The sequence below is a fragment of the Aminipila sp. genome (assembly GCF_032051575.1).
Lineage (GTDB): Bacteria > Bacillota > Clostridia > Peptostreptococcales > Anaerovoracaceae > Aminipila.
Window position 1 is genome coordinate 287,171 of record NZ_DAMBYD010000001.1, and the last position, 15,935, is coordinate 303,105.

At 36.5% G+C, this 15,935-nt stretch carries 15 protein-coding genes; 13 read left to right on the plus strand and 2 right to left on the minus strand.

The features are described 5' to 3' along the window. The first annotated feature begins 184 nt into the window (after positions 1-184). From RTW14_RS01355 to hydG, 3 genes are read left to right on the plus strand one after another with little or no spacing between them, the layout of a single operon-like run. A complete protein-coding gene (locus RTW14_RS01355) occupies positions 185-439 on the plus strand; it encodes a TM1266 family iron-only hydrogenase system putative regulator (protein WP_331654373.1) in 255 nt (84 codons plus the stop codon). After that, positions 436-1,500 carry a [FeFe] hydrogenase H-cluster radical SAM maturase HydE gene (gene hydE, locus RTW14_RS01360; RefSeq protein ID WP_312647615.1) on the plus strand — a complete coding sequence of 355 codons (1,065 nt, stop codon included), beginning with the start codon at positions 436-438 and terminating at the stop codon, positions 1,498-1,500. The genes RTW14_RS01355 and hydE overlap by 4 nt, the downstream gene beginning before the upstream one ends. A gap of 47 nt (positions 1,501-1,547) precedes the next feature. Next, positions 1,548-2,966 carry a [FeFe] hydrogenase H-cluster radical SAM maturase HydG gene (gene hydG / locus RTW14_RS01365; protein WP_312647616.1) on the plus strand — a complete coding sequence of 473 codons (1,419 nt, stop codon included), beginning with the start codon at positions 1,548-1,550 and terminating at the stop codon, positions 2,964-2,966. Positions 2,967-3,062: 96 nt separating this feature from the next. Here hydG and RTW14_RS01370 read toward each other — a convergent pair whose 3' ends face one another. Continuing rightward, positions 3,063-3,974, minus strand: a complete 912-nt coding sequence (locus RTW14_RS01370; protein WP_312647617.1) for a D-2-hydroxyacid dehydrogenase — start codon at positions 3,972-3,974, stop codon at positions 3,063-3,065. Positions 3,975-4,205: 231 nt separating this feature from the next. Between RTW14_RS01370 and RTW14_RS01375 the strand changes: the two genes are divergently transcribed. The 5 genes from RTW14_RS01375 (at position 4,206) to RTW14_RS01395 (ending at position 7,591) form a co-directional block, all read left to right on the plus strand. Then, positions 4,206-4,673, plus strand: a complete 468-nt coding sequence (locus RTW14_RS01375) for a DUF6506 family protein (protein ID WP_312647618.1) — start codon at positions 4,206-4,208, stop codon at positions 4,671-4,673. A 139-nt stretch (positions 4,674-4,812) separates the two neighbouring features. After that, positions 4,813-5,361: a manganese efflux pump MntP gene (locus RTW14_RS01380; protein WP_312647620.1), complete on the plus strand. Its 549-nt coding sequence runs from the start codon at positions 4,813-4,815 to the stop codon at positions 5,359-5,361. Between the two features lie 24 nt (positions 5,362-5,385). Next, entirely contained in the window at positions 5,386-6,105 is a 720-nt protein-coding gene (rph, locus tag RTW14_RS01385) for a ribonuclease PH (protein WP_312647622.1), read from the plus strand. A gap of 38 nt (positions 6,106-6,143) precedes the next feature. Next, positions 6,144-6,743 (plus strand): RdgB/HAM1 family non-canonical purine NTP pyrophosphatase, encoded by a 600-nt coding sequence (gene rdgB / locus RTW14_RS01390; RefSeq protein ID WP_312647623.1) that lies wholly within the window; start codon positions 6,144-6,146, stop codon positions 6,741-6,743. Between the two features lie 14 nt (positions 6,744-6,757). Next, complete coding sequence (locus RTW14_RS01395; RefSeq protein WP_312647625.1) at positions 6,758-7,591, plus strand: YihY/virulence factor BrkB family protein; 834 nt, start codon at positions 6,758-6,760, stop codon at positions 7,589-7,591. Positions 7,592-7,753: 162 nt separating this feature from the next. Here the strand turns inward: RTW14_RS01395 and RTW14_RS01400 are convergent, their stop codons facing one another. Further along, on the minus strand, positions 7,754-8,917 hold the full coding sequence (locus RTW14_RS01400; RefSeq protein ID WP_312647627.1) for a 3-phosphoglycerate dehydrogenase family protein: 1,164 nt from the start codon (positions 8,915-8,917) through the stop codon (positions 7,754-7,756). Between the two features lie 185 nt (positions 8,918-9,102). Here RTW14_RS01400 and serC point away from each other — a divergent pair, with 185 nt between their 5' ends. The 5 genes from serC (at position 9,103) to RTW14_RS01425 (ending at position 15,359) form a co-directional block, all read left to right on the plus strand. Then, the gene (gene serC, locus RTW14_RS01405) at positions 9,103-10,200 is read left to right on the plus strand and encodes a 3-phosphoserine/phosphohydroxythreonine transaminase (protein WP_312647628.1); all 1,098 of its coding nucleotides are present in this window, start codon (positions 9,103-9,105) and stop codon (positions 10,198-10,200) included. Between the two features lie 113 nt (positions 10,201-10,313). After that, positions 10,314-11,585, plus strand: a complete 1,272-nt coding sequence (locus RTW14_RS01410; protein WP_312647630.1) for a cofactor-independent phosphoglycerate mutase — start codon at positions 10,314-10,316, stop codon at positions 11,583-11,585. 19 nt (positions 11,586-11,604) lie between these two features. Then, complete coding sequence (locus RTW14_RS01415) at positions 11,605-13,014, plus strand: D-alanyl-D-alanine carboxypeptidase family protein (protein ID WP_312647633.1); 1,410 nt, start codon at positions 11,605-11,607, stop codon at positions 13,012-13,014. A 2-nt stretch (positions 13,015-13,016) separates the two neighbouring features. Beyond that, the gene (gene uvrC / locus RTW14_RS01420) at positions 13,017-14,951 is read left to right on the plus strand and encodes an excinuclease ABC subunit UvrC (RefSeq protein ID WP_312647635.1); all 1,935 of its coding nucleotides are present in this window, start codon (positions 13,017-13,019) and stop codon (positions 14,949-14,951) included. 99 nt (positions 14,952-15,050) lie between these two features. Further along, complete coding sequence (locus tag RTW14_RS01425; protein WP_312647636.1) at positions 15,051-15,359, plus strand: DUF1292 domain-containing protein; 309 nt, start codon at positions 15,051-15,053, stop codon at positions 15,357-15,359. The last annotated feature ends 576 nt before the right edge of the window (positions 15,360-15,935 follow it).

Below are 15,935 nucleotides of genomic sequence, written 5' to 3' on the forward strand. Positions count from 1 at the left end.
CTTTAAATAATTATTGTTGATATGTAGAATGGAGAGGAATATAATAGAAGATGTAAAAATTCTGACATCCAAGAGTTAATCTGAGGTGGAAGACGCAAAAGAGAACGTGAAAAAGTATTGATTAGTTGATATGCGTCTTTTAGACGCTTTTTTTGTACGATAAAAAGACATGAAGAAAGGATAAATGCATAGAGTGGAAACTAGAGTTGCCCTGCTTGGGATTATTATTGAGAACAAGGATTCAATTGAGAAAATAAATAGTTTATTGCATGAGTATAGGGAGTATATAATAGGCCGTATGGGCATACCTTATGAGAAACGGAAAATAAGCGTTATTAGTATAGCCTTAGATGCGCCTACGGATATTGTAAGCGCTTTATCTGGGAAAATAGGCAGGCTTCCTGGCGTGAGCACTAAGGCGGTGTATTCAAAAGTATGAAGGAATTAATCGACAAGCTCCATATCGAGCAGAAACTGGAACCGCTTGAATTCAAAAATCTGTTGCAAATGGAGGAAAATCAGCGGTATGATTTTGAGGAGAAAGACAAAATAAGCACGTATTTATTTGAAAAAGCCAGAACAGTACGACAGGAGTATTACGGGAATAAGGTTTTTACAAGAGGACTTATCGAGCTTACAAATTACTGTAAAAATGATTGTTATTATTGCGGTATAAGACGAAGCAATTCAAATGCGCTGCGGTATAGATTAGAAAAAGAAGATATTTTAAGCTGCTGTGAAACTGGTTATTTTTTAGGATTTCGGACCTTTGTACTGCAAGGGGGAGAAGATAGGTATTATACGGATAGAATAATGACGGATATTATATATACTATTAAAAGTAAGTATCCAGACTGTGCGGTAACACTTTCTTTAGGTGAAAAAGAATATGAAACCTATAAGGCATATTTTGATGCAGGGGCAGACAGGTATCTTTTAAGACATGAGACTTCGAACTCAGAGCATTATAGAAAACTTCATCCCGAGGAAATGTCTTTGTCTCATAGGAAAAAATGTTTAGAGAAATTAAAAGAAATTGGGTTCCAAGTTGGTTGTGGAATAATGGTTGGCTCCCCTTTCCAGACTATAGATCATTTGGTGGAAGATTTGGTATACATGAAGGAACTTTCACCGCATATGGTTGGGATTGGACCCTTTATACCACATCATGATACACCTTTTGCAAAGGAAAATAGTGGGACAATGGAGCAGACCTTGTTTTTATTAGGTTTAATCAGGCTTATGCTGCCTAAAGTATTGCTGCCAGCAACAACGGCATTAGGCACAATTAATCCTAAAGGACGTGAAATGGGTATTCTTGCAGGAGCTAATGTGGTGATGCCAAATCTTTCACCTTTAAGGGTAAGAAAAAATTATGGATTATATGATAATAAAATTTGTACAGGCGATGAAGCAGCAGAATGCCGGCAATGTATGGATTTGAGAATGAAATCAATCGGGTATGAAATTGTTTCTGAAAGGGGCGATTTTATAAAATAAATTTACTGAAGGGGAAGTCATACTGACCCACAAGAAAGGAAAGAATAATGTACAATCCAAAATCATTAAAAGCAGAAGAATTTATTTCACATGAAGAGGTACTGGAAAGCATTGAATATGCGGAAAAAAACAAGCATAACCTTGAACTGATTGACCGCATTATCACTAAGGCAAAGGATAGAAAAGGTCTTTCGCATAAAGAGGCTTCAGTACTTTTAGCTTGTGATATTGAAGAAAAAAATCAAGAAATTTATGCTTTAGCAGAACAAATCAAAAAGGATTTTTATGGTAACCGTATCGTAATGTTTGCCCCTTTATATTTATCCAATTATTGCGTAAATGGCTGTGTGTACTGTCCATATCATAAGAAAAACAGTCATATTGCAAGAAAGAAATTGACTCAGGAGGAAGTAGAAAAGGAAGTAATTGCACTACAGGATATGGGGCATAAACGTCTTGCAATTGAAGCGGGAGAAGATCCTGAGATGAATCCAATTGAATATATATTAGATTGTATCAAGACTATATATGGAATTAAACATAAAAATGGCGCTATTCGCCGTGTTAATGTAAACATTGCAGCCACAACAGTTGAAAATTATAAGAAGCTTGCCGACGCAGGAATTGGGACTTATATCTTATTCCAGGAAACTTATCATAAGGAAAGCTATGAAAAACTTCACCCAACTGGACCGAAACATAATTATGCTTATCATACAGAAGCGATGGACAGAGCTATGCAGGGGGGCATTGATGATGTGGGACTTGGTGTATTATTTGGACTTGAATTATATAAGTATGAATTTGCAGCACTTTTAATGCATGCAGAGCACTTGGAGGCTGTAGCTGGGGTAGGACCTCATACTATCAGTGTCCCTAGAATCCGCCGTGCAGACGATATTGATCCCGATGTATTTGATAATGGTATTGATGATGACACCTTTGCAAAAATTGTTGCATGTATCAGGGTCTCTGTTCCATATACAGGTATGATTGTTTCTACAAGAGAGAGCCAGAAATGTCGAGAAAAGGTATTGCACCTAGGAGTTTCCCAAGTTAGCGGAGGTTCAAGAACCAGTGTGGGTGGATATGTTGAGCCAGAACCTGAAGAGGAAAATTCTGCGCAGTTTGAGGTCAGCGATACCAGATGTCTTGATGATGTAGTAAAATGGCTGATGGACATGGGATATATTCCAAGTTTCTGTACTGCATGCTATAGAGAAGGCAGAACAGGTGACAGATTTATGGAACTTTGCAAGAAGCAGCAGATACAAAATTGCTGTCATCCAAACGCACTAATGACTTTAAAAGAATATCTGGAAGATTATGCAACTCCTGAGACTAAAAAAATTGGTGAAGAACTTATTTTAAAGGAAATGCAGAATGTTTCGTCGGAAAAAGCCAGAAATATAGCTTTAAATTATCTAAAAGAAATTGAAGCTGGAAAGAGAGATTTTAGATTTTAATAGTAGATTTATTAGAAAGTGCCCATTTTAAATGAGCACTTTCTATATTTTTATGGTTCTTTATTTTTTTGTAAATCTTCCCATTCCTAATTTAATCTATAAATCCACACGATTAAGAAACTTCCCTGCCACAAATGCCTCCAGATTAGCCACACAGCCATCAATAATGATTTGACGCATTTCTTTAGGGGACCAGCACATATGAGGCGTTATAAAGCAGTTTGGTAGACTGACAAGCGAATTGGCAGGATCCGGAGGTTCTTTTTCCAGCACATCCAGACCAGCAGCAGCTAATTTACCTGACTTTAAAGCTTCTGCCACATCTGATTCGTTAAGCAGTATACCTCGTGCAGTATTAATTAAAATAGCGCCATCTTTCATTTGAGTAATAAAGTCTTTATTTATAAATCTCATATTATTTTCTGTAGCAGGACAGTGAAGAGAAAGTATGTCTGATTTTATTGCGGCTTCTTTATTTTGACTGAAGACATTAATTGTCATACCAAAAGCTTTCGCAATTTCGCCAACCTTTTTTCCTATATTACCATACCCAATGATGCCAAGACTTTTACCATTTAAAAGAATTATGGGGGATTTCCAATAGCAAAAATCCTTAGACGTAAACCATTCTCCATCTTTAACAGATTTATTGTGCAGTGCGACCTGACTGCAGATTTCTAAAATAAGAGCAAAAGTATGCTGAGCCACAGCATCAGTAGAATACGCAGGAATATTGCACACTGCGATTCCTAGCTCTCTGCATATATTTAAATCTACATTGTTATATCCAGTGGCCATAACCCCTACAAATTTTAAATTCTTGCATTGAGTAAGAATTTCTTTATGAAGTGATATTTTACTTACAAATACTGCTTCAGCATCACCAATTCTTTCCATAACCAGTCCGTCAGGGGTACGGGGATAGACTGTTAATTCTCCAAACTTATCGAAACTTTCCCAAGAAAGCTCAGGGTCAATAGTAGCCCCATCAAGTATAACCATTTTCATATTTACCACTCTCCTTATCAAAGAAATAGTTATTTTATTACATTTATATAAAAAGTATAATTTGTTAAAAATAAATAGGATAAGCTTATATTACATGATTATCCTTTGAAGGTCTATTCATTTATGCAATCCTTTATGTTTATCAGCAAAATGGCAGATGGTAAATTATATCATAAATTTTAGTAGATTTATGATATAATAGTCTGATTAAAAACAGTTGTGGAGGTAAAAATGCTAAAGTATGCGTTTATTTCTGAGATAAAAGGGGTAACCCCTGAAAACTACTATGCTATCTATGAGAACGAGGAATGCTTTAACTTAATAATAGGTTCACCTAATATGCAAAACACAGAAGAACTTGTAAAGAGATTAGCGTCTGAAGGATATACAATGATGAATTTCTGCGGAGCATTTAACGAGGAACTGTTAGAGAAATTAAGGACAGCTACAGGCAGAAATGTGAAAATGGCTTATGTCAGATATTTTCCAGAGGAACTTGAAAAGTTGACAAAGTTACCATCATTAAAAGAATTTGGGTTAATTATAGAAGGTGCTGATAAATTAACGGAGGTCTGCATAGAATCAGATAGCTGTAATATTCATGCATACTTTGTAAGGGATATGGAGATGGCTAAAGAAGCCGCAAAAAAGTTGGTAGAAAAAGGAGTATACTTTATAGAAATGTGTGGATGGTTTTAGGAAGATATGACCCGTGACATAATTCATGCGATATCAAGTTCTGTTCCAGTGGGATCTGCAGGAATTCAGGGCTGAATAATAAAGAGCTAATTTTTAAACATAATAATAACAAAAAGGAAAATAATAGAAGATGACATTAATGGAAATTGTTTTAATTGGCGTGGGCCTGGCAATGGATGCTGTGGCGGTATCTATGACAAATGGAATGGTATATAGAAACCTGGGAGTCAAAGAATACATAGCCATGCCTGTATTTTTCGGTGTGTTTCAGGCTATTATGCCTCTAATTGGAAATTTTGCAGGGGGCTTATTTACCAGCTTTATTTCAAAGTATGCAGGCATAGTGATACTGTTAATTTTGGGAGTTATTGGCGGTAAGATGATAAAAGAAGGATTTGAACACAGGAGTGACCCAAAAAAAGTGGCCATTGGGAAAAGGCTTAGTTTAGGGGTTCTTATTTTTCAGGCAATTGCCACTAGCATCGATGCTTTTGCAGTAGGTGTTGGTTTTAGTGCTATGCAGGTGAACATTATTCAGGCAGTTGTGATAATTGCCATAGTTACAATAATTTTAACAACAATAGCAATAGTCATTGGACGAAAGTTTGGGGACATATTAGGCAGCAGTGCCGAAATCTTAGGTGGAGTAATCTTAGTAGTCATTGGAATTAAAGCTATAATTACCTAATTAGTAAAAGGAGATAAAAAGAAAATGAGAATAGACCATAGAGAAAACAATCAAATCAGAGATTTGAAGATAACAAATAATTATTTAATGAGTGCAGAGGGTTCGGTACTGATTGAAATGGGAAATACAAAAGTTATATGTACAGCCTCGGTAGATGATTCAACTGCGAAACACTTGAAAGGAACTGGTCAGGGATGGATTACAGCAGAATACGGAATGCTTCCACGTTCTACAGCAACCAGAAAAACCAGAGACTCCAGCCGTGGAAAGATTGATGGAAGAAGTATGGAAATCCAAAGACTGATAGGAAGATCACTTCGTTCTGTAGTAGATATGGTGAAGCTTGGCGAAAGAACTATCTGGATTGACTGTGATGTTATACAAGCAGACGGCGGTACTCGAACTGCCAGCATTACAGGAGCATTTGTTGCAATGGTAGAGGCTATGAAGTGGATGAAGAGCCAAGGCATGATTAAAGAAATTCCTGTGATGGGTCTCGTTTCTGCAATTAGTGTAGGTATAGTAGAAGGTGAAAGAATGTTAGACTTATGCTACCACGAAGATTCCAGGGCACAAGTAGATATGAATGTTGTAATGACAGATAAAGGCGAATATATTGAAGTGCAGGGAACAGGAGAAGAATCACCTTTTACAGCTAGCGATTTGACAGAGCTTTTAGCATTGGCTGCAGAGGGATGCACTGAGCTAAATAAGGTGCAAAAATCTATAACAGGCCAAATTTAAAAGCTTATGTAGAGAAAAATAAAGAGGAGGAAAAATGAATGGCAATGATCGTAGTTGCAGCTTCTCAGAATCAACATAAAATTGATGAAATGGAAGCTATTACAGAAAAGTTTGGAATGAAAATAGTAGGCCGGGATGATTTTGGCTTACCAAAGGTTAAGATAGATGAAGATGGAGATACTTTTGAAGCAAATTCTTTGAAGAAGGCAAGAGAAATCTGCATGATGTGTAATCAGATTACTATTGCTGATGATTCAGGCTTGGTAGTAGATGCACTGGATGGTGCTCCGGGAGTATATTCCTCAAGATTTGCAAGTGAAGAAGGAAATGACAAGAAAAACAATGCCAAGCTGTTAGAACTTTTAAAAGATGTACCTGTGGAAAAAAGAACAGCTAGATTCGTTTCAGTTATTACGATGATTTATCCTAATGGAAAGAAAATTGTTGCAAGAGGAGAATGCGAAGGGCATATAATGTTTGAGGAGTCTGGTGACAATGGATTTGGATATGATCCGTTATTCAGACCATTAGGTTATGAAATAAGTTTTGGAGAGATTCCAGCAGAAGAGAAAAATAAAATCAGCCATAGAGCAAAAGCTTTGGCAGAATTACAGAAACAATTAGAGCAGCTCCATTAATTTAAAGGTGGAATATGAATAAAAAAAGACTTATACAAATGATTATGTTGGGCATTAAGCAGATTCGGGATCCATATTATCAAGGTTTTGCAGCAAAACTAGCATTTTATTTTTTGATGTCTATTGTACCAACCATTATAGTGCTTTCGCAATTACTTGGCGTATTTTCTATATCTTTGGGAGCATTAAGTGATTTGATCCAAAAGTACGTTGCAAAAGATGCGGCAGATGTAGTACTTAAACTGATTTCATACCAATCTACAAAGACTATGAATTTCGTTTTTGTGGCTATTACCTTATGGGCAGCATCCCGAGCAGAGTATGCGCTTATGCATATAGCTAATTTCACACTTACGGGAGGAAAAAGTACAGGAAATGGTTACTGGCGTGAGAGGATAAGAGCTATTAAAACCATGGCGCTTACTTTATTTACCTTGGCATTTGGATTGATTATTTTAGTTTATGGGGAAATCATAATTGATATAATAGCTGCTACACTGATGACAACCATTGGTATAAATTATAAAGTTAATATGTTCTGGCTTGTACTACGATGGCCTGTAACTATGGCACTTTATTTTATGATGGTCAGCTATAGTTATTATATATTGCCTTCACAGAAACTTAAATTTAGTCAGATCATGCCAGGCAGTATTTTTGCTTCTGTGGGGATGTTAGTGGTCACATTTGGCTTCAAAATATATACAGAATATATTTCTAACTATGATATACTTTATGGCTCCATGGCAGCAATTGTTGCTGTAATGATGTGGTTCTACTTCCTTGCATGGGCATTGGTGGTAGGAATTCTTTGTAATAAGGTATGGGCAGATACAAAACGTAGTTAACATTTTGCGAGCAGCAGTGCAGTATACCCTCGCATCTCTGAGCAGATAGGTTGTCTCCGTATTTCTAAGCAGTAGTATAGATTGAATCCTATAGATTAGCTATAGACTAAAAAAGCTGACTTCTATTCAATATAGAAATCAGCTTTTTTATTTCACTTTGTACTATTTAGTGATTACTCTAATTTTAATGATTCCAGGAACATTAAGCTTTGATGCAACTTCAGCTTCTGTTACACTACCATCAATATCAAGAAGTGTGCAGGCATAATCACCTTTACTTTTGTTTAGAAGATTATTGATGTTTAGGTTTAAATCTGACACTGCACTGGTTACCGCACTTAGCATGGCAGGAATGTTTTTATTTAAAACACATATTCTTGTGCCGCTTACAGGACCTAAGCTGCAAGTAGGGAAATTAACTGAATTAGTAATATTACCATTTTCAATATAATCCATTAATTCTTCCGCTGCCATAACTGCACAGTTGTCTTCGGCCTCTTCTGTGGAAGCGCCAAGATGAGGAATGCAGATAACCCCTTCTTTACCAACTAACTTATTGTTAGGGAAATCCGTAATGTATTTTTTAACTTTTCCAGAGGCAAGAGCTACAAGCATATCATCATCATTTACCAGTTTATCTCTTGAGAAGTTAAGGAAAGTGATACCGTCCTTCATAAGAGCGATTGTATCCTTATTTATCATACCTTTTGTTTTGTCCATAGCAGGAACGTGTATAGAAACGTAATCACAATTCGGAAGCAGTTCTTCAAGAGAATGTACTACAGGAATCGTATTTGAAAGATTGTGAGCTGCATTTAAGGTTATGTATGGGTCATTACCAATCACTTTCATGCCAAGTTTCTCAGCAGCATTGGCAACAGACACGCCAATTGCGCCTAGCCCAATAACCCCTAAAGTCTTTCCTTTTATTTCAGTTCCAGCAAACTGGCTCTTGCCCTTTTCTACAGCCTTTGCTGCATCTTCGTTACCAACTAATCCATAAGACCATGTTATAGCATCCGGAATGTTTCTTGCACCCAGGAACAAACCAGCTATAACTAATTCCTTTACAGCGTTTGCGTTAGCACCAGGAGTGTTAAAAGCAACGATGCCTTCTTCAGAGCATCTATCTACAGGAATGTTGTTAACACCTGCACCAGCTCTTGCAATGGCAAGAAGATTTTTTGAAAAATCCATAGAAAGCATATCCTGGCTTCTTACAAGAATACCATGTGCTGAATTAACATCATCAGTAATTGTATATTGTTCTGTAAGTCGGCCAAGGCCTACAGGAGAAATTTTGTTTAGTGTTGCGATATTGAACATTTTTGTCACCTCATACAAATTTTATTAGAAATTTTGTGAATAATCACATTAAAATTGCCTTGTTGCACATTATACCACTTTACTAGCCATGAGTAAAGTGCTATAATAATATTTAATTTACATTTAGAACAGTCTGATGTATTGTTAATCATAACAATAAAATATATGAAAGAGGTGAATTTTTAATGAATCAAAACAACGGCAGAGTATATAACTTTTCAGCTGGACCTTCTATGCTGCCCTTAGAAGTTATGGAAGACGTAGCTAGGGAGCTAACAAATTATAAAGGCTGTGGACAGTCGGTAATGGAAATGAGTCATCGATCAAAGGAATTTGGAGCAATTTTAGAGGAAACAGAAAAGAGCCTTAGAACTCTTATGAACATTCCTGAAAATTATAAAGTATTATTCCTTCAGGGTGGTGGCACATTACAATTTTCAATGGTTCCTATTAATCTTCTTAGAAAATCCAAGAAAGCAGATTATATAGTAACTGGTACTTGGGCTAAGAAAGCAGCAGCCGAAGCAAAGAAATTTGGAGATATTAAAATAGTAGCATCTTCAGCAGATACTACTTTCTCATATATTCCTAAAGTAAATAAGGAAGACTTTAGAGAAGATGCAGATTATGTACATATTACATTTAATAACACTATTTATGGTACACATTATGGCTATATTCCTGAAACTGGAGATATTCCACTAGTTGCAGATATGTCATCCTGCATTCTTTCAGAAGAAATTGATGTAACAAAGTTTGGTTTGATTTATGCAGGGGCACAGAAGAATATTGCACCAGCAGGAGTTACTATTGTTATAATAAGAGAGGACTTACTTGGTTTTGCACCGGAAGAAGCTCCTACTTATTTAGATTATAAAGTACATGCAGATAATGATTCAATGTATAATACCCCTCCATGCTTTACAATTTATGTGGCAGGCGAAGTGTTTAAACACATTTTGAAAAATGGTGGAGTTGCTCCGTTAAATAAAATAGATATTGAGAAAGCTGGAAAGCTTTACAAATATATTGATGAAAGCAAACTATACAGCTGCCCTGTTCAAGAGGATAGTCGTTCTCTTATGAATGTTGTATTTGTAACAGGTGATGCTGATTTAGATAAGAAATTTATTGCTGAAGCAAAAACTATAGGCCTTGTAAATCTTGCTGGACACCGTTCAATCGGTGGTATGAGAGCAAGTATTTACAATGCTATGCCAATGGAAGGCGTTGAAAAACTGATTGAATTCATGAAGAAGTTTGAGGCAGAAAACGCAAAATAGACTTTAGGATATTAACAAGCAAAAGTGATAAGAATTAAAAAATTCTTATCACTTTTCGCGTTTCATTTAAAAATTAGATAAAATTAGTTAATAAGGTAAAATGAGGGAGTATTATGAAGTATTTAATTATAGTTCCCGATGGAGCAGGGGACGAAAAGATTGAAGAGTTAGGCGGAAAAACACCGCTTGAAGTGGCAGCTATGCCGATGATTAATGAACTTGCTGCAAAAGGTGAGGTGGGCATGGTTCAGACTATACCAAATGGCGTGGCACCGGGCAGTGATGCTGCAAACTTATCCGTAATGGGGTATGATCCAGCGGTTTATTTAACTGGAAGATCTCCACTTGAAGCTGCAAGTATTGGTATAGACATGTCTGAAACAGATGTAGCTTTTAGAACGAACATTATTACATTAGTTGATCCTGCAACAGGCCGGCCTGCGGATGAAACGACTCAGACTGCCTATGAGGATTTAATTATTACAGACCATAGTTCGGGTGATATTACAACAGAAGAGGCTGATGTACTAATTAAGGCGGTGCAGCACAAACTAGGAAATGATAAAATACAGTTCTATACGGGTGTAAGCTATCGTCACTGTATGATCGTAAAAGAGGGATCTACTGATTATCAGCTAACTCCTCCTCATGATGTACTTGGAAAAAGAGTTGGAGATTATCTGCCTAAGGGAGAAGGCACTGTCGAAGGTGCAGAATCCCAGGAGGCTGGCTTTATTACAAAATTAATGAAGGAAAGCTATGAACTGCTGAGATGCCATCCAGTCAATCAGAAGAGAATTGCCAAGGGCTTAAATTCTGCTAATACAACTTGGATTTGGGGACAAGGAAAGAAGCCTAGCTTATCTTCTTTCTATGATAAATATAAAATCACAGGAACAGCTGTTTCTGCGGTAGATTTAATTAAGGGTATTGCCATTTGTGCAGGGTTGGATTCTGTAGATGTAGAAGGAGCGACTGGAACCTTACACACTAACTTTGAAGGTAAAGCACAAGCTGCAGTAGAAGAATTTAAAAGAGGTAAAGATTTTGTTTATATGCATCTTGAAGGCCCTGACGAATGCTCTCATCAGGGAGACCAGCCAGGAAAAATTAAATGTATGGAATTAATTGATGAAAAAATTGCGAAGCCGCTTGTTGAATACTTAAGAAGCACAGGGGAAGCATTTAAAGTCTTGGTGGTGCCAGATCATAGAACGCCGCTTTGCATAAGAACTCATTCATCAACACCGGTACCTTTTGTGATTTATGACAGTACAAAGGAACAAAATCTTGATAACGCTAGAGCATTTAACGAAACTTCTGGTATAATGGGAAAGAGCTTTGGCAGTGGATATGAATTAGCGGATTATTTTTTTAAGAGATAAAATTAGATTTGGGGAAACAATGAAGAAAACTATTACAACAATGATTGTGTTATTTTCCTTGATTGCAAGCTTGAGTGCAAATACTGCAGCTGTTTTTGCTGAAACAACTGTAAATGGTACTTCTTCAGCAGATGTCGCTGCAAATGTACCGTCAATTGTGGCAGAGACAGGGGTATTAATTGATGCAAAAACAGGCATGGTATTGTACAATAAGGGAATGGATATACAAAAAGAACCTGCAAGTACTACTAAAATCATTACGGGACTTTTAGCAATAGAAAAATTACCACTGGATAAGGTGGTAACAATTGATGCAGAAACGCCTTTCACCGAGGGCAGCAGAATATACCTTATGGAAGGGGAGAAAATTACAGTAAAAGATTTACTGTATGCGTTGTTTTTAGAATCCGCCAATGATGCAGCAGTTGCCTTAGGCATAGCGATGGCAGGGAATGTTGATGATTTTGCTGTAATGATGAATGAGAAGGCAAAAGAGTTAGGGGCAAAGAATACAAACTTCCGTAACCCCAATGGCTTACATTTAGAGGGGCATGTTACCACAGCTTATGATTTAGCCATGATAGCCAAAGGTGCCATGGAAAATCCTACTTTTAGAAAATATGTAAGCACATATAAGTATACAATTCAGCCTACTAATAAACAGCAAGAACCAAGATATTTGTATAATACGAACAGACTACTTTATGACACCAGAACAAAAGTATCCGCCAATGGAGTGATACGTCCTGCAAAATATGATGGAGTTACCGGAATAAAGACGGGCTATACCGGTGAGGCAGGAGGATGTCTTGTATCTGGAGCAGCGCGAGAAGGAACAGAGCTTATTGCTGTGGACATGAAGTCAACAGATTCTGGAAGATTTGGAGATGCTATTGCTCTTCTGGACTGGGGATTCCAAAATTATCATTCGGTAAAAATTGTAAATAAAGCAACGGATATGGGTACAATAAAGGTATCCAAAGGTGCAGAAAAAAAAGTGTCACTGGTTACAGAAACGGACGGATATGCTACCCTTCCAATTAGTCAAAATGCAAAAAGCCTTAAAAAGGTTGTGAAATTAGCAGACAAAATTGAAGCACCGGTGCAGGATGGACAGGTAGTAGGAAGCATTAATTTCTTTCAGGGGGAAATCCTCATGAGCTCTGTAAACATTGTAGCCGCACAAGCTGTTAAAGAAGGAGCGCTTCTTTCTATACTGGGTAATTTTACTAAGGGTACTGGTAAAATTTATATGATTTTGGGTATTATAGCAGGGATAGTAGCTGCAGCTACAGGCGCATTGCTTTTCATCAGATATAGAAATATTAAGCGTAGGAAACAAAGAAGAGCAGAACGAGCAATGAGAATTGCCATGGAGAGAGAAAGAGATCGATTGTATTACAATAAAGAGAAATTTATAAATAGGTAGATATGTTTGATATTAAAGAAAATCTAAAAAAGCTCCCGGATACTCCGGGAGTTTATATACATAAGGACAAACTGGGGCAGGTTATTTATGTAGGGAAAGCCATTTCCTTAAAGAATCGTGTGCGTCAGTATTTTCAATCGCCTAAAAGCATGCCTGCAAAGGTTAGGGCTATGGTGAGCCACATTGAAGAATTTGAGTATATTACTACTAATACTGAGATGGAGGCGCTAATTTTAGAGTGTACACTGATAAAACGTTACATGCCTAAATACAATGTTTTATTAAGAGATGATAAAACATATCCTTATATAAAAATAACCATGAATGAGGAATATCCAAGGCTGATTAAGACCAGGAGAGTTGAGAAGGATGATGGCAGATATTTTGGTCCCTATACTGATGTGGGGGCAGTGAATCAAATGATAGATTTACTTAATAATATATTCGCACTTAAGAGATGTCCCACAAAGAAATTTCCAGAGATTATAAAGCCTTGTTTGAATTATCATATAAATCAGTGCAGAGGTATCTGTAATGGAAAGGTAAGCAGGGAATCCTACATGCAGGATGTGGCACAAATCATAGAATTCTTGAATGGTAAAACGAAGCCATTTGTAGATATGCTTACTGAAAAAATGTTTGAAGAATCAGAGATGCTAAATTTTGAAAAGGCTGCAGAATATAGAGATTATATAGAGGCAGCTAAAACAATCACTGAAAAACAGCATGTGGTAATGCTTGGAATTAAGGATTTGGATATTGCATTAGCAATCTCCAGTAGCCAAAAATCTTACGTTGTATTATTCTTTGTACGAAATGGAAAACTGATTGGCCGTGAAAACTTTGCTATGGAGGGAACACAAGATAAGGATGAACTGGTATGCGAATTTCTGAAGCAGTATTATAGCGAAAATCCAAATATTCCATATGAAATTTTGGTAGAACGACCTTTAGAAGAAGCAGGTTTAATAGCAGATTTCTTGAGTGAGGTTGCTGGCAGACAGGTGAAAATAACGGTTCCTCAAAGAGGAGACAAGAGAGACTTATTACAGTTAGCACAGAAAGATTCCATAGAAATGCTAAAAACCATTGACGAACGTGAAAATAACCAAAGAGCAAGACGCGCAGCCATTTCAAAAGAAATAGGGAATTTGATTGATTTAATTACTGGAGGATTACCAGATGGGCGACTAGAGCAGTCAAACCACATAGCAGATTTAGGAAAAAAGCAGATTGCTGAAGTTCAGGAATCTGACAATCAAGCTAAAGAATTTAGAGATTACAGAGTAGAGGCTTATGATATTTCTAATACCAACGGGGTGGATTCTGTAGGCGCAATGGTGGTATTTGAAGGCTTAAAACCTAACAAAAAAGAATACCGAAGATTTAAAATCCGAACCATCGAAGGACCAAATGATTATGGCAGCATGCAGGAGGTTATATATCGAAGATTCAAAAGGGCGCTTGAAGGTGACCCTGCCTTCAGCACATTGCCTCATATACTTTTTATTGATGGAGGAAAGGGTCAAGTATCTGCTGTGCAACAGATACTTAGCGCCATGAATTTGAATACAGCAGTTGCAGGAATGGCTAAGGACGATAAACACCGAACCAGGGCATTGGTATATAAAGTTTATGGAACAGAAGAATATGAAGAGATTTTACTGAAGGAGCATCCACTGCTGTTTAAATATACCGGGGTTATTCAAGAGGAAGTTCACAGATTTGCAATAGATTATCACAGAGGATTGCGTGGAAAACGAATCCAAGGATCTGCCCTGGATGAAATTGATGGTGTTGGACCACAAAGGCGGAATTCTCTTCTAGCACATTTTGGAAGTCTTGAGAGGATTAGAAATGCCACAATAGAAGAATTATGTATGGCTCCAGGTATAACAGAATATGTAGCAAACAATATCAAAGAATATTTTGATTGATAAAGGCAAATTATGGTGGTATAGTAATGATGATAGTATATGAAAATTTGCATATACTAAGGAAATTACCAAAACGATTTTTACATGGAGGACTTAAATATGTCAGATAAAGAGAAGTGCACTGGCGGTTGTGACTGCGGATGTGGTGAACACGAACACGAAGATTCAGATTTTTTAACTTTAGAATTTGATGATGGCGTAGAAGTAGAATGCGAAATTATGGGTGTGTTCGATTTTGAAGGAAAAGAATACATCGCGCTTATTCCAGATGACGGAACAGATGATGTTTACATCTATGGATATAAGGAAGTTGGCGAAGAAGAGTTTGAATTAGTTGATATTGATGATGATGCAGAATTTGAAAAGGTTGTTGCTGAATTTGATAAGTTAACAGCAGAAGAAGCTTAATCGTTTTCAAGCGTTTAATAACATGAAAAACAAAATACGTTAATTAAATAAGAAACAAAAAACAGGGAGCGGAATTGCTCTCTGTTTTTTGTTTTGCTGATTTTTTATTTATTTAGGGGAAAATCCATAAGGATAGTTAAATTTTATGGGGATAAAATTTAAACAATTCCCTTAATTTTTTTAAGAATATACCAATTAAAAACTAATGTCAATAGGCAGTTGAAAATACTATATTCTAAATAGTAAGAATAGTACGAATTTGTTATAAGATTGCCATAAAATTACATGTTTTGTACGCAATCTTGCTATTGTATACTTGATACGTATAATCATAGTCCTATTAAGTAGAATTAGAAAAATTTAATGGAATTCAGTATGTTATCGACTTCTGGCTTTCTTTATAAAAGCTATACCAATCAGCGTAAAAAGAAAAAGTCCTGTTATAGTATAAGACTTAAATCCAAAAGTAAGTAAATCAAATATACAATACACAGAGCCTGATAAAAATAATATACCAATGATTAAACTCTTTTTATCCATACTTATTTAAACCTCCGATTGTCAAAAGTAATAATA